This window comes from Megasphaera sp. An286 (genome assembly GCF_002163455.1).
In the GTDB taxonomy this organism is placed as follows: Bacteria; Bacillota; Negativicutes; order Veillonellales; family Megasphaeraceae; genus Megasphaera; species Megasphaera stantonii.
Genome location: NZ_NFIY01000016.1, coordinates 37,256 through 59,695, shown reverse-complemented (window position 1 = coordinate 59,695; position 22,440 = coordinate 37,256). Strand labels below are relative to the sequence as shown.

General features: G+C 50.8%; 19 protein-coding genes and 1 CRISPR repeat array. Of the genes, 14 read left to right on the top strand and 5 right to left on the bottom strand.

The annotated features are described in order from the left end of the window. Positions 1-140 precede the first annotated feature (140 nt). Positions 141-677: a CRISPR direct-repeat array (repeat unit 35 nt; unit sequence GTGCTTAACAGTCGACTCCAACAGGAGACGGACAC). Positions 678-1,042: 365 nt separating this feature from the next. From B5F80_RS08270 to B5F80_RS08235, 7 genes are all read left to right on the top strand, one after another. Further along, on the top strand, positions 1,043-1,723 hold the full coding sequence (locus B5F80_RS08270; protein ID WP_158099969.1) for a class I SAM-dependent methyltransferase: 681 nt from the start codon (positions 1,043-1,045) through the stop codon (positions 1,721-1,723). 2 nt (positions 1,724-1,725) lie between these two features. Continuing rightward, positions 1,726-3,267 carry a radical SAM protein gene (locus B5F80_RS08265; RefSeq protein ID WP_158099968.1) on the top strand — a complete coding sequence of 514 codons (1,542 nt, stop codon included), beginning with the start codon at positions 1,726-1,728 and terminating at the stop codon, positions 3,265-3,267. Between the two features lie 13 nt (positions 3,268-3,280). After that, positions 3,281-4,489: a radical SAM protein gene (locus B5F80_RS08260; protein WP_087478352.1), complete on the top strand. Its 1,209-nt coding sequence runs from the start codon at positions 3,281-3,283 to the stop codon at positions 4,487-4,489. Between the two features lie 627 nt (positions 4,490-5,116). Then, entirely contained in the window at positions 5,117-5,353 is a 237-nt protein-coding gene (locus B5F80_RS08250) for a DNA translocase FtsK (protein WP_158099967.1), read from the top strand. 210 nt (positions 5,354-5,563) lie between these two features. Then, positions 5,564-7,129, top strand: a complete 1,566-nt coding sequence (locus B5F80_RS08245; RefSeq protein WP_087478349.1) for an AbgT family transporter — start codon at positions 5,564-5,566, stop codon at positions 7,127-7,129. Between the two features lie 27 nt (positions 7,130-7,156). Beyond that, positions 7,157-8,419 carry a peptidase T gene (gene pepT, locus B5F80_RS08240; protein WP_087478348.1) on the top strand — a complete coding sequence of 421 codons (1,263 nt, stop codon included), beginning with the start codon at positions 7,157-7,159 and terminating at the stop codon, positions 8,417-8,419. Positions 8,420-8,523: 104 nt separating this feature from the next. Continuing rightward, positions 8,524-9,837, top strand: a complete 1,314-nt coding sequence (locus B5F80_RS08235) for an L-serine ammonia-lyase, iron-sulfur-dependent, subunit alpha (RefSeq protein ID WP_204246373.1) — start codon at positions 8,524-8,526, stop codon at positions 9,835-9,837. A gap of 74 nt (positions 9,838-9,911) precedes the next feature. On the opposite strand, the gene B5F80_RS08230 is transcribed toward B5F80_RS08235, so the two are convergent. Both B5F80_RS08230 and B5F80_RS08225 read right to left on the bottom strand, forming a co-directional pair. Then, positions 9,912-10,994: a BMP family protein gene (locus B5F80_RS08230; protein ID WP_087478347.1), complete on the bottom strand. Its 1,083-nt coding sequence runs from the start codon at positions 10,992-10,994 to the stop codon at positions 9,912-9,914. 82 nt (positions 10,995-11,076) lie between these two features. After that, positions 11,077-11,835, bottom strand: a complete 759-nt coding sequence (locus B5F80_RS08225; protein WP_087478346.1) for a DeoR/GlpR family DNA-binding transcription regulator — start codon at positions 11,833-11,835, stop codon at positions 11,077-11,079. 236 nt (positions 11,836-12,071) lie between these two features. On the opposite strand from B5F80_RS08225, the gene phnX reads away from it, so the two are divergent. From phnX to B5F80_RS08205, 4 genes are all read left to right on the top strand, one after another. Continuing rightward, positions 12,072-12,839: a phosphonoacetaldehyde hydrolase gene (gene phnX, locus B5F80_RS08220; protein WP_087478345.1), complete on the top strand. Its 768-nt coding sequence runs from the start codon at positions 12,072-12,074 to the stop codon at positions 12,837-12,839. A gap of 157 nt (positions 12,840-12,996) precedes the next feature. Then, the gene (locus B5F80_RS08215) at positions 12,997-13,779 is read left to right on the top strand and encodes an FAD binding domain-containing protein (protein WP_087478344.1); all 783 of its coding nucleotides are present in this window, start codon (positions 12,997-12,999) and stop codon (positions 13,777-13,779) included. Continuing rightward, positions 13,779-14,246, top strand: a complete 468-nt coding sequence (locus tag B5F80_RS08210) for a 2Fe-2S iron-sulfur cluster-binding protein (protein WP_087478343.1) — start codon at positions 13,779-13,781, stop codon at positions 14,244-14,246. Before B5F80_RS08215 ends, B5F80_RS08210 begins: the two co-directional genes overlap by 1 nt. Then, on the top strand, positions 14,243-16,525 hold the full coding sequence (locus B5F80_RS08205) for a molybdopterin cofactor-binding domain-containing protein (RefSeq protein WP_087478342.1): 2,283 nt from the start codon (positions 14,243-14,245) through the stop codon (positions 16,523-16,525). Before B5F80_RS08210 ends, B5F80_RS08205 begins: the two co-directional genes overlap by 4 nt. Before the next feature lie 78 nt (positions 16,526-16,603). On the opposite strand, the gene B5F80_RS08200 is transcribed toward B5F80_RS08205, so the two are convergent. Beyond that, complete coding sequence (locus B5F80_RS08200; RefSeq protein WP_087478341.1) at positions 16,604-17,785, bottom strand: cation diffusion facilitator family transporter; 1,182 nt, start codon at positions 17,783-17,785, stop codon at positions 16,604-16,606. Between the two features lie 183 nt (positions 17,786-17,968). Here B5F80_RS08200 and B5F80_RS08195 point away from each other — a divergent pair, with 183 nt between their 5' ends. Both B5F80_RS08195 and B5F80_RS08190 read left to right on the top strand, forming a co-directional pair. Then, complete coding sequence (locus B5F80_RS08195; protein WP_087478340.1) at positions 17,969-18,646, top strand: HAD family phosphatase; 678 nt, start codon at positions 17,969-17,971, stop codon at positions 18,644-18,646. Next, positions 18,643-19,839: a multidrug effflux MFS transporter gene (locus B5F80_RS08190; protein WP_087478339.1), complete on the top strand. Its 1,197-nt coding sequence runs from the start codon at positions 18,643-18,645 to the stop codon at positions 19,837-19,839. The genes B5F80_RS08195 and B5F80_RS08190 overlap by 4 nt, the downstream gene beginning before the upstream one ends. Positions 19,840-19,949: 110 nt before the next feature. Here B5F80_RS08190 and B5F80_RS08185 read toward each other — a convergent pair whose 3' ends face one another. Further along, entirely contained in the window at positions 19,950-21,209 is a 1,260-nt protein-coding gene (locus tag B5F80_RS08185) for an amidohydrolase (RefSeq protein ID WP_087478338.1), read from the bottom strand. A gap of 18 nt (positions 21,210-21,227) precedes the next feature. Then, positions 21,228-21,755, bottom strand: coding sequence for a cob(I)yrinic acid a,c-diamide adenosyltransferase (locus B5F80_RS08180; RefSeq protein ID WP_087478337.1), 528 nt, complete (start codon positions 21,753-21,755; stop codon positions 21,228-21,230). 169 nt (positions 21,756-21,924) lie between these two features. Here B5F80_RS08180 and B5F80_RS08175 point away from each other — a divergent pair, with 169 nt between their 5' ends. After that, positions 21,925-22,359 carry a MarR family transcriptional regulator gene (locus tag B5F80_RS08175; RefSeq protein ID WP_087478336.1) on the top strand — a complete coding sequence of 145 codons (435 nt, stop codon included), beginning with the start codon at positions 21,925-21,927 and terminating at the stop codon, positions 22,357-22,359. Positions 22,360-22,440 lie beyond the last annotated feature (81 nt).

Here is a 22,440-nt window from a genome sequence, read left to right as displayed (position 1 = left end):
TCAGCATGTGTTGTTATATATAAACCATGAGCTGAAAGTTCTCAAATTCGCTTTCAGCTTACCAAGTATCATAGAAGATCTATGTTTACAGAGATTTTTTCACAGGCTCCCCAGTAATCATGCCGGTTTTCAGCTTTACTGTGCTTAACAGTCGACTCCAACAGGAGACGGACACCGTCTTCGGAAACTACGTTAATAATGTGCGGGGTCACGTGCTTAACAGTCGACTCCAACAGGAGACGGACACTCTGAATTCGTACATTAGACACATATTGCCCATTAAGTGCTTAACAGTCGACTCCAACAGGAGACGGACACAATAATTATGATATGCTTTACCAATCTGCTGATTGTGCTTAACAGTCGACTCCAACAGGAGACGGACACATTCCTCCTTTGGAATAATAAAAGAAATTTGAATAGCGTGCTTAACAGTCGACTCCAACAGGAGACGGACACCTGTGATATGCTTCACCAATTTTTTCATTAGTTTTGCCAGTGCTTAACAGTCGACTCCAACAGGAGACGGACACTTAGTTTTTTCGTCAAATATCGTAACCATATTCCAATGTGCTTAACAGTCGACTCCAACAGGAGACGGACACATATGGGTTCTAAATTTAAATTAAATCCCTTTTTGTAGTGCTTAACAGTCGACTCCAACAGGAGGTTGAATGGCCGTCTTTGCACATCCTTTAATAAGTTGCTCGTAACAGTGCTATTGGGAATATGTGATGATAGTTTTTTTCTTTTGGGAATTATGAACAGAATTTGCAAGGAAAATTCTGTTTAGAACTTTTAGATTCGGATGTTTTATATGTTATATACTTAGCGCGGATTTTTACATCATAAAGGAGGCAGAGCGTATGGAAAATAATACCCCGACTTTAATTTGTGTCACAACTTCTGAGGAAGTGGTAACGGCTTGTCACACTGATTGCGGTCCTTTCTGGAGTGATGATTAAGTTGCTTATGGTTTGTGTGCAAGGAATGGAAGGTATAGCGTATCTTTCATTCCTTCATTTTATTTATGGAGAAATGTATGATTGACAGTGTGCTTTTAAAGCTGGCAGTAACGGCAGAAAATATTTCTATATACTTGAAAAGATATCTTAGGCGTAAATATGTAAATAAATTTTTGGTAAAATATAACCTTCAAGATGGCAAAGCGACTAAAAAAAGCAATATTCATTATAATCCCTATGAAGGAACCAATGTGATGTTAATAGAACAGCTTATCCAAAGCGGAGAAATACAGCATACAGACAAAATTCTGGATATTGGCTGCGGTGCAGGGATTTTTCTTCTCTACTTAGCGGGTAGAGGATTTCAAAATCTGCAAGGAATTGAAATTGATAAAGGCTTGCTTGATGTATGCAGGAAAAATATTATTCGGTACCAAAATAAAACATCTATTTTGGGGCAACGTATAGATGTTTTTCATGGGGATGCCCTTGCGATGGATATAGATGAGGACGTTGACTGTTTTTATTTGTTCAATTCTTTTTACGATGAATGTACCTATTTGAAATGGCTGGAGCAAGTAAAGGCAAGCTTGCATAAAAAGAACCGTCCTATAAAAATTATCGTCCTGTTTCCTACTGTGGCTTCCATGGGGGCTTTAAGGCAGTGCAGCTGGCTTCGGGAAAAAACGAGGGTATTATGCGAGGCTCAGTTATGCCATAGATGCGTTTATTTTTTGATATACGAAAGCGTAGGATAAATATGCGGATTCTGCTTGTTTCTATCATTCAAAGCTATAAATATGGCAATACAGGCGTTGATTATATTGCCCGCTATATACGTCAAAGCTGTAAAACAGCGAGTGTAGATATTAAATATTACCATCACTTTGAAACGTGGGAAACGATCATAAATGATTTACATACTCATGACAGCTATGACATTTACGGATTTTCCATTTTTGAAACGAATTATGTGCTGTCTAAAAAAATAGCTGAATATTTAAAAAGAACACAATCATGTCTTGTTGTTTTTGGGGGACAGTTCATTACTATGAATTATCGTGAAATTGTTTCCGATGCGCCTATGGTGGATTATTTTATTCTTGGTGATGGAGAAGCTCCGATGCTGAGAATTATCCATTCGTATGGAAATAGAACAATTCAAAATGATGAAAATATTGCAGCAATGCATGATATCGAAGATAAGAAGGAGAATGTGGAGCAAGACATAAACCGAAAGGCCAGCTTTGATTATTATACGCAGGATACTGCAGAAGCAAATATGCAAAAGACTCACTGCATGATGACTAAATCCAACGTATGTACCGGCGCATGCACGTTTTGTTGTTCCCGAAAAGGAAGAGTGGTTTATAAAGATCCGGAGCGAATTGTTGAAGAAATTGCTTATTTAGCGACGACCTTTGGCGTAAAAAAATTTTTTATCTGTGACGATGATTTGTTTGACATTGATGGAGATGAAAACAGAGAGCGGCTCATGGTGCTGTTTGAAAAAATAGAGCAGCTGAATTTTAATTTGGCCTTTTCAGGATTTGCAAAACCAAAGGCGATTTGTAATCCTAAAAATTACGAAGTATTACAAAAAATGAATAAAATAGGATTTCATCATTTATTTTTAGGTATTGATGCCGGAAATGAATGGGATCGGAAGCTATATAACAAACGGGCTACCTTAGAAGAAGGTAAAAGGGCATTGCAACTTCTTGATGATATTGGAATTTCTCCTAGATATGGAATGATTTTTTTTAATCCGTATTCTACATTGGATTCTTTACGTCAGTCGTATCAATATTTGATAGAATTACACTCGACGAACTACTATCATTACGGTGGACTTAGGGTTCAAGTATTGAATGGTACGAAGTTGAAAACCATGCTTCAACAGGATCATTTATTAGAGCGTCAGTATTCCTTTTTGAATACCCAGGCGTATCGTTTTAAAGATCCCTCCATACAGCCCATTGCTGATTTTATGGCCGATACCTTTATACCAGCAGCCGATGCCGTTACGTATCAGTTCAACACGCTGAAAAGAAAATTTGAATTAATAAGGCATATGAATAAAGCAGCAGAAAGATATGCTCCGTTAGTACATGAGTATGGAGAACGGGAATTTGAAGCAATTAAGAAATTTTTCTATTATCTATATGTTCAGCAGGATATAATATATTGCCAAAATCATATGAATGATTTCATTACGTCTATGAAAAGGAACGCAGAAGTTTATAAACCCATTATTCGAAAGTTAGACGAGATGTTTATTTCTACCCCTTTAAAGAAGTGAGGCGATAGGTCAAATGTACGAAATAAATCAAGACGTTATTTTTGTACCAGGGGCCGTTCATGGGGCAATTTATGATTTTAATTCTGGAAAGGTATATTCCGTAAATGATGCGGCCTGCAGCATTATTCATCGATACGTTGAACATAGCACTGTGCCGTCTGATGAAACCTACCTGACGGAATTGAAAAGATGCTTTTTGATATCTGAAAATTTTATCCCCCGGAATTTTAGGTTACGTAAAGATAAGACAATTCAGTTAGAAATGGCTTGGATTGAAATAACGCAGCGATGTAATCTAAGGTGTATTCATTGCTATGAAGGAAATGTCCATGTTTCTTCTGAAAATTCGTTAAGCCTGGCGCAGTGGAAAAAATGCATAGATCAATTGGCGGACTTGCACATCAAGCGGCTAATTGTCATTGGCGGGGAGCCTTGCTGCCGTAAGGATTTAGTGGATATCCTTGAATACGCATCTCAGTATCCGATGGATATTACGTTATTTACAAATGCAACGGCGTTTTCAGAGCGATTAGTACATTGCGTAGTGAAGCATGCCATTCGTGTGAAAATTTCCATGTATGGGCCGTCTGCTGAGATTCATGATAAAATTACCAATGTGAGAGGCAGCTTTAAGAAAACGACCGAAGCTGTGCAGGCGCTTGTTGCGCAAGGCGTTTCCGTTTCAGCGGCAGTTATCGTGATGAAGGAAAATGAAGCATATGTAGACGAAACGATGCAGTATGTTCGTGAATTAGGCATGAAATGCTCTCGATACGATATCATACGTAATGTGCATGGAGGGACTCAAAAGCTCCATGCACCGACCAACAAAGAGGTAATACAAAAGGTTTATCTAACGAAGCCTAATTTTAAAGCAAAAAAAGAGCAATTTTATCATAATTATAGCAGAAATTCCTGTTGGTACGGCAAAATTACAATTATGGAAAACGGCGACGTCATTCCATGTGAATTCGAGAGAAACTATAGGTATGGCAATATATTACAGGACTCTTTAGAAGAGATTATTCATAATGAGAAGACGATGTCAAAGTGGTTCTTCGATTTTAGTACCATTGAAGGCTGCAAAGATTGTGAATTTCGCTTTGCTTGCCACGATTGTCGTCCCCTTGGCCTTTCCGTTTGCGGCAGTATGAATACTAAGAATCCCAGATGTTGTTATGATGTTTATCGCGGAGTATGGGATTTAGATAGTCTGCAATAAGCGGATATAAATGTGTAGGGGTATCATACAGATGTTACCCCTACTAGATTTGAAGAACGATTGCAAATGTATAGTATTGCTTTTTAATAAAAATGCACGTATACTAATTACAGAAAGCGCGGGCAGCAAAGGCGTGTACCGTGCCGTTTTTGACAGGCATGTTAAACCGTATTCAGTGCGTTCGTACAATGTTACTTGTCAAATATCAAATACGGTAGTAGCAAGCCGTTTGAAACGAAGTATTATTATGAGGAGTTTTAGCATGTTCCATCGGTTGAGAAATTATGCAGATATAAAGAAATACGGGATAGCTCAGCTTTCGTATGAGATTACATATTCACGGGGGGGGGGGTATAAATATACTGTAACACATAAACAAATAAGGAAAAACAGAGGAGACGAAGGTCTCGCTATGGGTATTTTGCAAGGCAGCAGGGGGTGTATGCTGTCTTTTTTGTGCTGCAATCAAGGCACGGCGTCACTGTATATCTAGCTATACATCGTCATAGGAGAGCTTTTTTTGGCGTGAAGAGGTTAGTTTTTATACTAACGACAGATAGTGTCGTTTTGATATTGTATACTTGCCATATGCAGACAAGGATCGATAGATTGCAAGGAGGAATGACAATGAATTTTTTTGAAGACGAACTCATGAAAGCGGCTGTACAAGAAGTACTGCATCAGCAAAAAGCTTCGACGACGATGCTGCAGCGGCGGTTTCATATCGGATATAATCGGGCCCGTCGTCTTATTGAGCATATGGAAGCTGCGGGAATTATCAGCGGAAAGAATGGATATGAAGCGCGGAAGATTATCATGGATGAGACGGAAATACGGCGAATGATTCAGGATAAAAATAAATAAGGCGGCGCGAGGCAAAAAATTTGCCCAGCGCGATATGGCCCCTTTGGCAAGACGGCGCAGGTTCTTGTAAAAGGGGCGTTTTTTGTAATACTGTAAAAATAGAGAATAACTTAAATTTTAATTGTATATACATTGTTTTGTCTACTATCTTGTGGTATGATATACCACGTGACTTTATAAGAATTTAGAATATAAGAAAGGATGATATGTATGTCGCAACAAAGTCAGCCGTCTGCAGAGATTCATTCCGTAGGCGGTTTTTTGGGCTGGATTGAACGAGTAGGGAATAAAATCCCTGATATTACGATGCTGTTCATCGGAGCCTTTTTTATTACATGTATTTTGTCGGCAATTTGCTCGACTATCCATTTCGGATATATTCATCCGACGACAGGGGAAGAAATCAAGGTTACGAATATGCTGTCGCCGCAGTCGTTAGTCATGCTGATGACTAAAATGGTCAGCAATTTCGCTTCGTTCCCGCCGTTAAGCATGGTCATCGTCGCGACTCTCGGTATTGGGATTGCGCAGGGATCCGGGTACATCAGCACGGGATTGAAAAAACTCCTTATCATTACGCCGAAGTTCCTGCTTACGCCTATTGTCATTCTCGTCGGCATGCTCAGTCATTTAGCGCCGGACAGCGGGTATATGATTATCATTCCGATTGCAGCATATTTATTTTACGCATCTGGAAAACATCCGCTGGCAGGTGTAGCTGCTTCGTTTGCAGGGATTGCCGGTGCGTTTGCCGCCAATTACACGCCATCGGCGATCGACCCGGTTATCCAGGGATTTACGCAGATGGCTGCGCAGATTATTGACCCGACCTATGAAGTCAACGTATTGTGCAATTATTTTTACGCCTTCGGTTCGACGTTCGCGGTTATTGGCAGCTGCTGGTGGGTTACGGAAAAGATTACTGAGCCTTGGTGCCGCAAGGCCTGTCCGATTGATGCGGATTTAGACTTGTCGGAAGAAGGTGTAGGAGAGATTACGCCGCAGGAAAACAAAGCTTTTTACATTGCGTCGGCCGTGCTGGTCTTAATGCTTCTCGGATTGTTTGCCGCTCTCGTGCCGACGGATTCGATTTTCCGCGATCCCGACGGCAATATTGCCAGCTTTAAAGCGCCGGTTATGCAGTCTATCGTGGCGATTATCTTTCTGCTCGTCGGTATCCCCGGCATAGTATACGGCGTGATTAGCGGCACCTTCCGCAGTTCTAAAGATTTTACGAAATCTATGGAAGATATTACGCATACGCTGGTTCAGTTAATTGTCTTTTATTTCTTTGCTGCGCAGTTTATGTATGCCTTCGGCGCTTCGAATTTGGGGGCGCTCATTGCGATTGCCGGTGCGGAATTTTTAAAATCCTTGGCGCTGCCGCCGCAGATTACTATTTTCGGCATCATCGTATTTGTTGCCTTGCTGAATCTGCTTATCACTTCGGCTTCGGCAAAGTGGTCCATTTTGGCTCCGATTTTCGTGCCGATGCTTATGTCCGTCGGCATTGCCCCGGAATTGACGCAGGCAGCGTATCGCGTCAGCGATTCGGCGGTCAACGTCTGCACGCCTATGTTTGCGTTTTATCCGCTGATCATTATTTATTGCCAAAAGTATTATAAAAAGACCGGTGTCGGTACACTGAGCAGTTTAATGCTGCCTTATACGATTACCTTGCTCGTCGTATTGACTGTTATGCTGTATGTATTCTGGGCCCTTAACATCCCCTTGGGATTCCAGGCAGATTACGTATATCCGAGGCAAATGTTTTAATTTGCCGCAGTTTAGGGAGGGTTTATCATGAAAGATACACGTCATGAATTAGTAGAACGGTTTTACCGATATGTAAGCGTTCCGTCGCAGAGCCGCGACAACGGCGGCGTACAGGTTCCCAGCACGGAAGGGCAGTGGGATATGGCTGAATTGTTAAAAGCCGAATGCGAAGCCTTGGGGCTCGTCGATTTGGAAATCAGCAAAGCCTGCGTGCTGACGGGAAAGTTGCCGGCTCGTTTGCCGGAAGGCTTTGCCGGCTCCGTGCCGTCGGTTGGCTTTTGTACGCATATGGACACAGTAGATGTCTGTTTGTCGCCGGAAATTCATCCCCAGATGATTGCTAACTATGACGGAGGCGATATTGTCTTAAACGAAGAACAGCAGATTGTCATGGCCGCCGCGGAGCATCCGGAATTACGGAAATTTGTCGGACAGGATATTATCGTCACAGACGGAACAAGCGTGCTGGGCTCTGACAATAAAGCGGCTATTGCCAACGTTATGACTGCCTTGTCAACACTTGCCGGCGACGATTCGCTGTATCACGGCGATATATACGTAGCCTTTGTCCCCGACGAAGAATGCGGCTTGTTCGGCTCGAAGAATATGGACTTTTCTAAATTTCCCGTCGACTTTGCGTATACGATTGATTCCTGCGACGTCGGTGAAGTCGTGTATGAAACGTTCAACGCCGGCAGCGCCGAAGTCGTAATTCACGGTGTCAGCGCTCATCCGATGAGCGCGAAAGGCGTGCTGATTAATCCGACGCTTCTTGCTGTAGACTTTATTAATATGTTCGACCGCCGGGAAACGCCGGAATGTACGGAAGGGAAGGAAGGATATATTTGGTGTCAGGCCGTGCAGTCGAATCAGTCGACGGCGACGGTACACCTCAATATTCGTGACCACAGCAAGGAAAAATATGAAGCAAAGAAGCAGAAAATACGCGATTGTGCAGCAGCTCTTCAGGCGGCGGATCCGAGAGCTTCTGTGGAATGCCGTATTACCGATACATACGGCAATATTGCCGATGCCGTTACTGAGGACAACCGCAAGGCCATTGATTATATTTATGAAGCCATGCGCCGTCTGGATATAGAGCCTAAGACGATTGCTATGCGAGGCGGTACGGACGGTTCTTTTATATCGACAAAAGGCATTCTGACTCCCAACTATTTTACGGGAGGCATGAATTTCCATTCCCGATACGAATTTTTACCAGTACCGTCGCTCCAAAAATCTTATGAAATGACGATGACGCTGATTCATTTAATTTACGAAGGAAAATAACTGTACTTGATATTTCTTGTAAACACTCCCTTGACTGAACGACAGGGGAGTGTTTGCCTTATCTGGTATAATAAAGAGGACTGGCTATGGGAGGAGAAATGTATATGGAACAGAAAGATATAGCGGATTTGATTAAACTGCTCCGCGACGACATGAAGCCGGCGTTGGGCGTGACTGAGCCGGGGGCGATTGCGTTTGCGGCGGCTAAGGCGCGGGAGTTTGTGAAGGGGGATGTAGAGCGCGTCGACGTCGTGCTGAATTCCGGCATGTATAAAAATGCGTTTACGTGCGGGATTCCCCATTCCGACGCCGTAGGGAACGCCTATGCCGCGGCGTTGGGCGTCGTGGCTGGCGATGCGGCACTGGGGCTGGAAGCGCTGGCGAAGGTCGACGACCAAGCGAATGAAGCGGCGAAGGGGCTTGTCGAAGGGGGAAAGGTATCCGTGCAGGTCGGGGAGATTACGCCGGATATTTACATCCGCGCAGAAGTGGCGACGGCGTCGGATTGCTGTGCCGTCACGATTGCCCATACGCATACGAATATCGTAAATATCGTCGTCAACGGCGACGTCGTATTTGAGAAAGACGACGCTGGGCAGCCGGGGCAGGAAGATGTGGGCGGCGCGCCCATTCACGAATATACGCTGGCCGAATTGTATAACTTTATACAATCGGTGCCTATCGAGGAGATTTCCTTTATCCAGCAGGCCTACGACATGAACCTGGCCTTGTTCAACGAAGGGCTGGGCCATGAGCGGACGACCTTTCTCAAGGCTTTGTGGGATATGAACGGCGGCCAGATGATTTCCGGCGACGAGGTGACGACGGCGCAGCTGCTGTGCGGCGGCGCTATCGAGGCCCGCGTCCTGGGCCTGGACAAGCCGGCCATGAGCATTACGGGCTCAGGAGCTCATGGGATCATCTGTACGATGCCTTTATACGCAGTCTGTCAGGTCCAGGGGATTTCTGCCGGGCGGCTGCTGCGGGCGACGGCGCTGAGCTATTTGATTACCATGTATATCAAGGAATATTCCGGCCGCTTGTCAGCGTTCTGCGGCTGCGCTATTGCTGCCGGCACGGGCATGGCCTGCGCCCTGGCCTGGCTGAAGGGCGGCGATTTAGCCGTCATGGAGCGCGTTGTCGCCAATATGGCGGCCAGCATTACAGGCATGATCTGCGACGGCGGAAATCAGGGCTGCACGATGAAGGGCGTCACCGCTGTCGATACGGCGTTCCGCTCGGTACGCTTTGCTTTGTCGGGCGTCGGCGTAAACCCAGTTCACGGCGTATTGGGTTCGACGCCGGAGGACACGTTCCGCTACATGGGCTGTATTGCTTCGCCGGGTATGGTCGGAACGGAGCAGACGATGATCGATATCTTAAAGGATAAATCGCAGAAGGGAAATCGTATGTCCTAAACAAAAAGCCGTCTCATCGGGAGCTGGTGCTTCCTTTGAGACGGCTTGTTTGCGTTTTTTAATCGGCAGGAACCTTATTTCTTAGCTCTACGCTGGTTTTTGGCATCCTGGCTGACAAAGGTTTTAGTTGCCGGATCAAATTCCGGACCGTCGTAGGTCGTGCTGATCTGCACTTCGCCGGACACGACTTTTTGGTGCAGGTCGTGTAACCTGTTGACGGCTTCGGCCGGCACGAAGGGCGCGACGGCTAAGCGGACGATATCCGGCTTTTCCAAGCCGATTTTCGTAATATCGTGGGTCAGCGAACCGGCTTTGTAATCCTTTGCCGCGTTGAACAGGGCTTCGCTGGAGTCAGCGACGGCCGAGCCGACGAAAATAGGCGATTCTTTCGTCCAGTCGATGACGTTGCCGATTTCCAATACCTGTCCGTTGGTCTTGGCGATGACCTGGTTGACGGCGCTGCGCCCGCTGTTGAGCATCGTATAGATGACGTCGACGCCTTCGCCGATCTGCGCTTCCGCCGCTTTAGCGTTTACCTTCATATTATCCAGGTCGCCCGTGAAGGTCGAATAGAACTGGGCGTGGGGATTGGCGTACTTCACGCCGTTGTAGAATGCTGCCCGGGCTTGGAGTCCCGGTTTGGGCCAGGCGCCGGAAATGTGGCCGACCTTGCCGGTCTTTGTCATATAGCCGGCCAGCGCGCCGGCTAAGAAGGCTGACTGTTCCTGGTCGACGACGTAGCTGCTGATGTTGTCGCCCTTTACGCTGCCTTGGATGACGACGAACTGGATTTGCGGATACTCCTTGCTGACAGCGGAGACGGGGCCGTTCATCTGCCCGCCGTGGCCGATAATCAGCTTCGGCTGTTCCTTGGCTAATTTCTGCAGCTCTGCTGTCAGGACGGCGGCGTCGGACGTGGCAGACACGTCGGAGACGCATTTTACATTCGCCGTGACGCCCTTGGCAATGCGTTCGTAGCCGCGGTAGCCCGCTTCCATAAAGCCGTTGTCGTGGGCCTTGCCGGGCAGGAGCACCGTGATTTCCGGAGCCGTCGCCGCCTCCGGGCTGGCCGTTTCGACGACGGCTCCTTGGGCGAAGGCGGGGAAGCAGGCTGCGCATGCTAACAGAAGTACGGATTTTTTCAATGATACTTTCATAGGAACACCTCTTTGTCGTAGTATAGATGAGTCCGCAGCAGAAGAATACCCGCTGCCGGACGAATTGCTGTAGGTTACCTCGTCATTGGATTTCAATGCCGCCGTCCTTGTAGCGCTGCAGGTCGTCTGTCCCGATATCGCTGTCCATGATGACGACAGGCGTCTGCGCCAGGGGAAAGACCTGCTTTTTGGCCAGGCGGTCCAGCTTGGTAGAATCCATGACGGCGTAGGTTTTCCAAGCGTTGCGGGCCATGGCCTGCATGATGGGGATTTCGCGGAAACGGAAATCTGTCAGGCCGGCCTGCACATCCAGCGAATTGACGGCCAAAAAGCAGATATCGGGAAAATACGTTTCCGCTTCGCGAAGGCAGCGGCTTCCCCAGGTGGACTGCTCCGCCCCGTCCCAATCGCCGCCGAGAAGGTGGATGCGGCATTTCGGATTGGCTGCGGCGGCCTCGGCTGCGGCGATGTTGTTGGTCACGATGGAACACGTAAGGTCGGCCTGGGCGATTTCTTCGGCTAAAATCGTCGTCGTCGTGCCGGAATTGAGCATGACCAGATCGTTGGGCTGAATAAGCTGTACGGCCTTGCGGGCGGCTTCCCGCTTGAGCTCGTTGTGTATGACCTTGCGGCCGTTGAAATGGGCGAATTGATGAGACTCGTGGACGGCTTTTGCGCCGCCGCGTATATATTGAACCAAACCGGCCCGGTCTAAGGCCTTCAGGTCGCGCCGTACCGTATCGATTGATACGTTCAGCTGCTGGGACAAATCTTCCAGCTTGACGACGGAGGTACGGCTCAGTTCCTGCAAAATAATATGCTTGCGTTCTTCCTGAATCATGAATGCTGCTCCTTTGCGTTTGCTCTGTCATAGTTTATTGTATATCAAATCCGTTTGCGGCGACAAGGATAGTTTTGTAAAATCCTTTTGCGAGAATTTTACAAAATGTGCTGTAATTTACATATATTTTGCCGTTTATTTGCAGAATTTAGAAAAAAATGTCATAATATAAGTATATAAATGGAACTATCCGAAACTATTACGGCAGATATTGGTAAATGGAAAGGGGCAGACGCATGAAGTGGGAAGGAATTATTTTCGATTGGGCCGGTACGACTGTCGATTTCGGGTCGATGGCTCCGGTCGTCGTCTTTCGGGAAATTTTTGCCAAACGGGGCATTGCCGTGACAAATGAGGAAATCCGCCGGCCAATGGGCATGCTGAAGTGGAATCATATTCAGGCGATGCTGGACATGCCGCGGATCCGCGGCGAATGGCGGCGGCGGTTCCGTAGCGAGCCGCAGGACTGGGACGTCGATACGTTGTACGACGATTTTGAGCCGATGCTGCTTGCTCTATTGGCCCGGGGGACGGAGGTCAAACCGTATGTGGCTGACACGACAGCCGAGCTGCGACGCCGGGGCTATCAAATCGGCAGTACGACGGGTTATACGAATATTATGATGAAATCCGTCGTTAAGGCTGCTGCCGCGCAGGGCTATGAAGCGGATTTCTGGATTACGCCGGACAGTGTATCCGGTTTCGGCCGGCCTTATCCGTATATGATTTTCCGCAATATGGAGCATTTCAAATGGCAGCAGACGAGCCGGGTGTTGAAAGTCGGCGACACGGTGACGGATATTTTGGAAGGAAAGCATGCCGGCGTTAAGACGGCGGGTATCCTTGTCGGCAGTTCTGTCATGGGGCTGAGCCGGGAAGAGTACGACAGCCTGACGGAAGACGAACGGCAGGCGGCCTGCGAGCAGGCGCGCGCCGTATACGAAGAGGCCGGCGCAGATTATGTGCTTCACGATATACGGGACATATTGAGCATAGCAGAATAAGGATATGAAGGCGGCTAAATGGCGGACACGGCGTCGTTTAGCCGCGTTTTTTGTTTTTTTGCCCCTGCTGGGACTTGAAAGGCCGAGGTGCCTATTGTTACAATGTATATAAGAAGGTATAATGAGAAGCGTTGCTTTTAGATTAGGAGGAAACTATATGCATATTGCGCAATACACGAAAGCGCAGACCTTGGCTGAGGCTTGGGAGCTCCATCAGAAAAAGGGCTCCGTCGTCCTCGGAGGCTGCTGCTGGCTGCGCTTGTCGCCGCAGCGCATCATACGGCAGGCCGTCGATATATCGGCCCTGCCGCTGTATGATATAGAGGAAAGGGAAACAGAATTCCGCATCGGAGCTATGGTTTCGCTGCGGGACCTGGAGCTTTGCCCGTCTTTCGCCGCCTATACGCAGGGCGCTTCCAAGGAAGCGCTGCGCCATATCGTAGGCGTGCAGTTCCGCAACTTGGCTACCATTGGCGGCAGCCTGTGCGGCCGCTTCGGCTTTTCCGACGTGCTGACGCTGCTGCTGGCCTTAGACGCCAGCGTCGTCTTGTACAAAGGCGGCGAGATCAAGCTGGCTGATTTTGCCGAAGCCGGGCCGGGGAGCGATATCCTGACGCACGTCGTCGTGCCTAAGACAAACCGGCATACGGCCTATGCGTCGCTGCGGCTCAACGCGACAGATTTTCCCGTTCTTGCCTGCGCCGTTTCCTGTACAGACGGTGAGGTACGCTGCGCCGTCGGCGCCCGTCCGGCCAGAGCGAAGGCTCTTTGTGCGGCGCGGGAAGAGGCGGAACGGGCCGGCGCAGACGAAACGGCGCGGCAATGGGCCGACGCGCTGACCTACCAGTCCAATACGCGCGGTTCGGCAGAGTACCGCCGCGATATGGCCGAGGTCTTGTGCCGCCGGCTGTTGAAGCAGGTCTTGGAGGAGAGTAAATGATGAACATAACCTATTGGCTTAACGGAATAAAACAAAGCGATGAAATCGAAGCCGGCACGATGCTCCTCGATTTCCTGCGCTCCAAAGGCTGCTACAGCGTAAAATGCGGCTGCGAGACGACGAACTGCGGCTTGTGCACGGTGTGGATCGACGAAAAGCCCGTCTTGTCCTGCGCCGTCCTGGCTGCCCGTATCGACGGCAAGCAGGTGACGACGCTGGAAGGGCTGCAGGAGGAAGCGACAGAGTTTGCCATGTACATGGGACGCGAAGGCGCCGACCAGTGCGGCTTCTGCAATCCCGGCTTCGTCATGAACGTCCTGGCTATGGCCCGCGAGTTGGAAGCGCCGACGGAAGAGGAAATCAAGGAGTACCTGGCCGGCAATTTGTGCCGCTGCACGGGATACGTCGGCCACATGCGGGCGATACGAGATTATTTGCAGGCTAAGGGAAAGGCGGTGCAGGAATGAAAGCAGTCAATCAGCCTATTATGAAGAAAGACGCCGTCAGCCTGGTTACGGGCCAGCCGGTGTATACGGAGGACATCGCGCCGAAGGACTGCCTGGTCGTCAAGGCCCTGCGCAGTCCCCATGCCCACGCCTGGGTCAAGTCGGTGCAGATTGACGCGGCGAAAAAAGTGCCGGGAATCGCCTGCATCGTCACGGCCGACGACGTGCCTCATACGAGGTTTACCATTGCCGGCCAGACCTATCCTGAATTGAGCCCCTACGATAAGCTCATCCTGGATAAGCACATCCGCTATGTCGGGGACCCGGTGGCCCTCGTCGCCGGCGTGACCGAAGAGGCCGTCGACAAGGCGCTGCGGATTATCCGCGTCGAATACGACGTATTAGAGCCTCTTCTCGATTTTACGAAAGCGAAGGATAACCCCATCGTCGTCCATCCGGAAGAGGACTGGAATCCCGTCGTCGACGTCGGCGGCGACAACAAGCGTAACCTCGTGGCCCAGGCCGAAGAAAACTGGGGCGACGTTGAAGGGACGCTGGCTTCGTCGGACATCGTCATCGACCGGACGTACCACACCAAGCAGGTGCAGCAGTCCATGATGGAAACCTTCCGGGCCTATTCGTATAAGGATATGTACGGACGCCTGACGATTGTCAGCTCGACGCAGGTTCCCTTTCACGTGCGGCGCATCGTCGCGACGGCCCTGGAAATTCCTAAATCGCAGGTCCGGGTTATCAAGCCGCGCATCGGCGGCGGCTTCGGCGCAAAGCAGACCGCCGTCATGGAAGTGTATCCGGCTGTCATTACCCATATTACGGGCAAGCCGGCCATGATGATTTACACCCGCGAAGAATCGATGACCGTATCGTCGCCGCGTCATGAGGCGGCCGTTCACGTCAAGGTCGGTGCCTCTAAGGACGGGCGTATCCGCGTCATTTCTGTCGAATCCTTGTGGAATGCCGGCGCCTACGGAGACCATAGCCCGACGACGGTTACTCTTTCGGGTCACAAATCCATTCCGTTGTATAACCAATTTGAAGCCTTCCGCTTTGCCTATGAAGCGGTGTATACTAATACAATTGCCGCCGGCGCATACCGGGGCTACGGCGCGACGCAGGGCATCTTCGCCCTCGAATCGGCTGTCAACGAACTGGCGGCGGCCCTGCAGATGGACCCCGTCGAGCTGCGGCTGAAAAACATGGTCCGCCAGGGCGAAAAGATGCCGGCCTACTTCGATGAAACGGCCCTGAGCTGTACGCTGGATCAGTGCCTGCTCCGCGTAAAGGATATGATCGGCTGGGATGAAAAATATCCGAGAAAGGTCCTGCCGAACGGCCATATCCGCAGCGTCGGCCTGTCGCTGGCCATGCAGGGCTCAAGCATTTCCAACGTCGACGTAGCCTCCGTTACGATCAAGGTCAACGACGACGGCTTCTATTCCCTCAATATCGGCGCGACGGACATGGGTACGGGGTGCGATACTATATTGGCCCAGATTGCCGCCGAGTGCCTGCAATGTCCCGTCGACAACATCGTCACGTACGGCGTCGACACGGATACGTCGCCGTACGACAGCGGTTCCTATGCCTCGTCTACGACGTACCTGACCGGCAAGGCAGTGGAAAAGACCTGCCAGACCTTGATTCAGCGCATGAAGGAACGGGCGGCCTTGGTACTGAAGCCGGCTGCCATAGAGGATTTGGACTTTACAGGCGAAGCGATTGTCGACGTCGTTTCGGGCAAGGCCATTACCCTAAAGGATTTGGGCAACGGCGCCATGTGCGGCAATGAAGTCGCCTTGGAAGCTACGGAATCCCATTACTCGCCGACGTCGCCGCCGCCGTATATGGCCGGGGCCGCTGAAATCGACTTAGACCCCGAGACAGGTCATATTGAGCTCGTTGACTTTGCCGCCGTCGTCGACTGCGGTACCGTCATCAATCCGGCCTTGGCCCGCGTGCAGGTCGAAGGCGGCCTGGTTCAGGGTATCGGCATGGCTCTCATGGAAGACGTGACGATTACCGATACGGGACGCATACAGCAGAATTCGTTCATGCAGTACCGCATTCCCAGCCGCATGGATTTAGGCAGCATCCGCGTAGAATTTGCGCCCAGCTACGAGCCTAACGGCCCCTTCGGTGCAAAATCTATCGGCGAAATCGTCATCAACACGCCGTCTCCGGCCATCGCCGACGCTGTATACAATGCCGTCGGCGTCCGCTTTACGGACCTTCCCATTACGGCGGAAAAAGTATATATGGCTTTGAAGCATAAACAATAAAATCAATACGATCATAAAAAGACACGACCTGTCGGCATGGAAATGCTGACAGGTCGTGTTTTGTCGTATGTTTGTATATTATTTTGTTTGTCCTTCCGGCAGGATGCGGGCCAGGACGATGTGGTACCGTTCTCCGTACTGCTTCATCGCTTCGGAAATGTGCTTCCGTATGGCGCGGATGTGCTTCTTCGTGTATTCCTGCGGCGGGATATGGAGGTCGCAGATGATGTTGAGGCGGACCTTTCCCGACGTGATGCGGAGGTTGTCCGTATGGTACTGGGGGTATTCCTTTTGGATGAACGTATCCAGCAAGCGGCGCGTCTGCGTGATGACCTGCTGGTCCGTACACAAGGGGTCCATGTGGATGCTGAACTCGATTTGGAATTTTTCCTGGATTTCGTCTTCCAGTACGTCTAAAGCCGCGTGGACTTCGACTAAATCAGCCGTGTCGGGGATTTCAGCGTGAAGAGAGCCGAACATGCGCCCCGGGCCGTAGTCGTGGATCTTGATGTCGTGGACGCCTACGACGTAATCGCACTGCAGGGCCATCTGGACGATTTCCTTGACGAGCTGTTCATCGGGAGCCTGGCCGAGGAGAATGTTGACGACTTCTCTTACGATGCCGTATCCGGCGTAGATGATCATGAGGCCGATGAGCGTCCCGGCGGCGGCGTCGACGGGCAGGGTCGTAAATTGCTGGGCAATCGTCGCGACCAGGACGCCTGTCGTGGCGATGGCGTCGTTGATGCTGTCGGCTGCCGTGGCTTCGTTGACGCCGGAGTTGATTTTTTTGCCGATGTAGCGGTTATAGCAGTACATCCAGCCCTTTACGGCGATAGACAAGATGAGGACGCCGATGCTCCAGTAGGAAATTTCCATCGGCTCCGGCGCGAAGAACTTGGCAATCGACGTTTCGCACAGTTTGTAGCCGACGACGAGGATAATCATGCCGATCGTCAGGGACGCTAAATATTCAAACCGGCCGTGGCCGAAGGGGTGATCCTTATCGGGCGGGCGGTTGCTCAGCTTGGCGCTGATAATGGAAATGGCCGACGACCCCATGTCCGTCAGGTTGTTGAAGGCATCGGATAAGATGGCGATACTGTTGGACATCATGCCGACGGCAAATTTGCTGGCAAATAAAAAGAGATTGCAGATGATGCCCAAGAGGCCGCCGAGAATGCTGTACTTTTCCCGGACCTTTTTATCTGCCGTATTTTCATAATCTTTTATGCAGAGGCGTATGATTGACTCTATCATATGAGGTCACCTTTCTTCAAACGTTTACGTACTATTGTAACAAATTCTGCAAAAGAAACAAGAGGAAACGAGAAAGAATTTGAGAATGAACTAAATAGCTTCCAGGTATAACGGCGAAGACTTGAAATGGTAAAATTGTTTTCATATAATAGTATACATCGCATAAAAGAAAGGAGAATGCCTATGCATATACCGAAATTATTTATCTTTGACATGGATGGAACGATGTTTGACACCGAACAGATTTCTTATATATGCTGGCGGGACGTTTGCAGGGAATACGGATATGAGCTGCCGGAAGACGTGTTCCGCAGCGTCATCGGCATGGACAACCGGCGCATCGCCGCCGTGTTCGGACGATACTTTGGACCCGATTTTCCGTACGAGCCGATTCGCGAGAAAAAAGTAGCTGATCAGCTGCAATATTATAGAGATCATGTTATTCCTGTAAAGCCTGGATTACGGGAAATACTGGCGTATGCGAAACGGGCGGGCAGCTGTTGCGCCGTCGCGTCGTCTTCGCCGGAATCGCAGATTCGCTTTTTGCTGGAAAAGGCCGGCGTCGCTTCGTATTTTTCCGTCGTCCAGAGCGGCGAAGACGTAGCTCATGGCAAGCCGGCTCCGGATATCTTTTGGGAAGCCTGCCGCCAGTCCGGCGCGAAGCCGGAGCAGGCTCTCGTGCTGGAAGACTCGAGAAACGGCTTGCTGGCCGCCAATGAGGCTCATATTCCGTCGGTCTTTATTCCCGACATCGCTCCCGTTTCCGACGACGTTGCGGCGCTGGCTTGGAAGCGCTGCCGGACGCTGGCCGACGTGCCGGATTTGTTGGAAGCGGAAGAAAAGGCGGTGGAGAGCCTATGATGCAGCGAAAGAAAATGATGGCCTTCCTGACGGTCTTTTTAGGTATGCTGGCGGCTATTGCGCCGTTATCGACGGATATGTATCTGCCGGCCCTTCCGTTCATGATGGAGGATTTCTCCGTCACGCCGTCTATGATTCAGCTGACGCTGACGGCCTCTATGGCCGGCATGGCGGCCGGACAGATTATTGCCGGACCGGCCAGCGACGATATGGGGCGGCGCAAGCCCCTCGTCATCGGTATGGCCGTATTTACGCTGTCTACGATAGGCTGCATTTTTTCTTCGTCTATTTATCCCTTTTTAGCCTTTCGCTTTGTACAGGGCTTTTCCGGCGGGGCCGGCATCGTCATTGCCAGGGCGATTGCCCGCGACGTGTGCAAGGGGCCGGCCTTGACGCGGTTTTTCTCCATGCTCATGCTGGTCAACGGGCTGGCGCCTATTTTAGCGCCGGTTATCGGCGGGCAGATTCTGCGGTTTTCGGCCTGGCAGGGCGTGTTTGTCCTGCTGGCCTTCATCGGGGCCGCGTTAACTGCCGGTGCGTTTGCCATGGGAGAAACCCTGCCGGCGCGGCGGCGGGCTGCCGGCGGCGTCCTGTCCAGTCTGAAAGGCTTTAGCGGATTGTTTCGCCAGTCCTATTTTATGGGCCACTGCCTGATGCAGTGTTTTGCTTTTGCCGCCTTTTTCGCCTATATATCGGGGTCGTCCTTCGTGTTTCAAAATGTATATCATGTGTCTCCGCAGGGATTCAGCCTCATCTTCGGCACGAACGGCATCGGCCTCATGCTGAGCGGCGCGTTGACAGGCCGCCTGGCCGGCACGGTAGCCGACTGGAAAACGCTGCGGGCGTCGCTGTGGATTGCCGTTGTCGGCAGCGCCGTATTGCTGGCTTCTTTCTTTGCGCAGGCGCCGCTGCCTGTAATCGTCGTCGTCCTCTTCATCACCGTGTCAACCCTATCGGCTCTGGGGACGAGCAGCTTTTCCCTGGCCATGCAGTCCCAGGGCCGCAACGCCGGCAGCGCGTCGGCCCTCATCGGCTTCTTCTCCATGATATCGGGAGCCGTCATGGCCCCGGTTGTCGGCATTGCCGGCAGTTATACGGCCATTCCCATGGGCGTCGTCATGGTAGTGGGAGAACTGGGGGCATTGCTGTCGTTTTACGGGCTGATTTATCCGGCTCATAAGAATGAATGGTAAAGCCGTACAAGAAATAACTAATAGAACCGCAATGCAGCAAAAGCTGCCGTCTGAAGAAAACATGGATTTTCTTCAGCGGCAGCTTTTTATGATGATGCAGTGAAATTGTATTAGATATTCCGCGAGGCGAGGACTTCCAGCGGCTCGTCAGGCCGCGTGAAGGAAATATCCGGTGCCTGGGTCAAGTAGTCCAAGGCGTAGCCTACGCAGGCTGTGGTTCCATAGATCAAGCCATCTTCGTCGAGGTCGAACTCCGGCGTGTGGTGGTTGGCACCGCAGCCTTTGTCGGCGTTGGCAATGCCCGTAAAGGTCAGGACGCCGGGGTAGAGGCGGGCTGTGATGGCGAAGGTTTCCGAGGCCATCCAGGGCGTGCAGTCAGCCAGGGCACCAGGGCCGATATAGGAAGCGACGGCTTGTTCGGCGAGTTTTGCGCAGACCGGGTTGTTCTGTACCTCAAATAAGGGCTTGGGCATGTGCAGGATATCGTAGGTGCAGCCGTAGGTGCGGCAAGCGTTGTCAAGGATGCGCAGGAATTCTTCGTAAAACCGTTTGCCGGCCTGGTCGTAACTGAAGAAGCGGCACGTACCGGCAAAGGTCAGGTCATTGGGGATGACGTTGAGGGCGCTGCCGCTGTGGAGTGAGCCGATGGATACGGTAAGCCCGCTCAGGGGCGGCACGACGCGCATGCGCAGGGCCTGCAGATCGCTGTAAAAAGCGTGGAAGCAGTCGATAGGGCTTTGGGCCAAATCAGGACGGGAGCCGTGGCCGCCGTGGCCATTGATCCTGATTTCGAAGCCGAAGCCGCCGGCCATGGGCGCTTCGCGGCAGACGGCGATTTTTCCCGTCGGAATGTCCCAGCGCACGTGGGTAGCATAGCAGGCGTCGATGTGCCAGCCGCTTTTTTCTTCTATATAGTGAAGGAGATAGGCCAAAGGGCCCGATTCTTCTTCACCTTGCTCGAACATGAGGATGATTTTGCCGTTCCAGCGGTCCTTCCACTGGTTCAGCAGTTTGGCGGCGACGAGCTGCATGGCGATGTGACCGTCGTGGCCGCAGGCGTGCATGACGCCGGGGGTATGGGACCGGCAGCTGCGCTGCTGAGACAGGTTGCAGTCGCTTTCCTCGATAGGCAGGGCGTCGATATCGGCGCGCAGGAGCAGGGTCTTCCCCGGATTTTGGCCGTTTATCCAGCCGAGGATGCCGCCGTGCTCTATATGGCGGCTGGCGATGCCGTATTCGGCAAGCTTTTCCTGAATATAGGCCATCGTCTGCGTTTCCTGACGGGACAGCTCGGGATGTTCGTGGCAGCGGCGGCGGATGGCTGTCAATTCAGCCGCTTCTTGCTGTACTGCTTGTAATATATGATGCATGGTCAACACTCCTTTGGGTTATTCTTCAATGCCGGCACGGGCTGCAATTCCCCTGTCGTAGGGATGCCTGCGCTTGCAGATTTCCGATACGTAGTCGGCCAGGGCGAGCAGGCGCTCTGACGGGTCGCGGCCGGTCAGGACGACTTCCAGCGTATCGGGCCGGGTACGGAGGAAGGAAAGCAGTTCGTCTTCCGGGAGTAGTCCCAGACGGCACGCCGGCAGGGCTTCATCCAGTACGAGCATGTCCGGCGTTTCCCGGCGGCAGTGCTCGACGATTTCATGGAACAGGGCTCGCTGCTGCCGTTTCGTCTCTTCTAGCTCGTCCGGCGTCATCTGAAAGGTGAATTTGGAAGGGCCTTCGCCCCGCATCACCGTGACGGCGTCCAGCTGCTGCAGGACGGCCAGCTCGCCTGTTTCTCTGGTTTTGAGAAACTGAGCGAATACGACGCGGCCTCCCCGCCCGACGCAGCGGATAGTCAGGCCGACGGCGGCCGTCGTCTTCCCCTTGCCGTCGCCGCAATATATATGAATCAATCCGGTGTCCATAACAGGTCTCCTCATAGGATAGTCAAGAATAAAATTTTATAGTTTCCAGTATAGCATATTACGCTATTTTCTCATAGAAAAAAGCATAGCTGAAATTTGCAGGTAATTTTGACAAATAGGGAAAAGAATTCTATAATGTCTTAATTACATTTTTACAAGAGGAGGCTTTATGGACGAAAACGAACTGCACGTTCTCTTGATGCTGGGCTTTTATCGCTCCAATAGGGAAATCGTGAAGCAAACGACGAACAGCGGGCTGATGCCGGGACAGCCTAAGATTTTGGAATTTTTAAGCTCCAACGACGGCTGCAACCAAAAGGAAATCAGCCGGGGCTGCGTATTGGATAAGTCGACGGTGACGAGCCTGCTGAAGCGCATGGAAAAGATCGGACTCATCCGCAAGGAGTTTCATCAGGACGATTTGCGGTGCGCCCGCATTTATTTGACGGACGCGGGAAAGGAAAAGGCCGCCTGGGTGCGGTCGGTCATGCGGGATATCGACGGACAGGGCTGGCAGGGAATATCCGACGAGGAACGCCGGTGCTTTATGAACGTGTTCCACAAGATTATCCGCAATCAGAAAAAATGGGATGAACGGTATTGAGGACTGCCTGGGCCGGATTCCGTTCTAAGCTACTCATCAAGGTGTAATCGTGGTATAATACATAAATTAACAGGACTAATG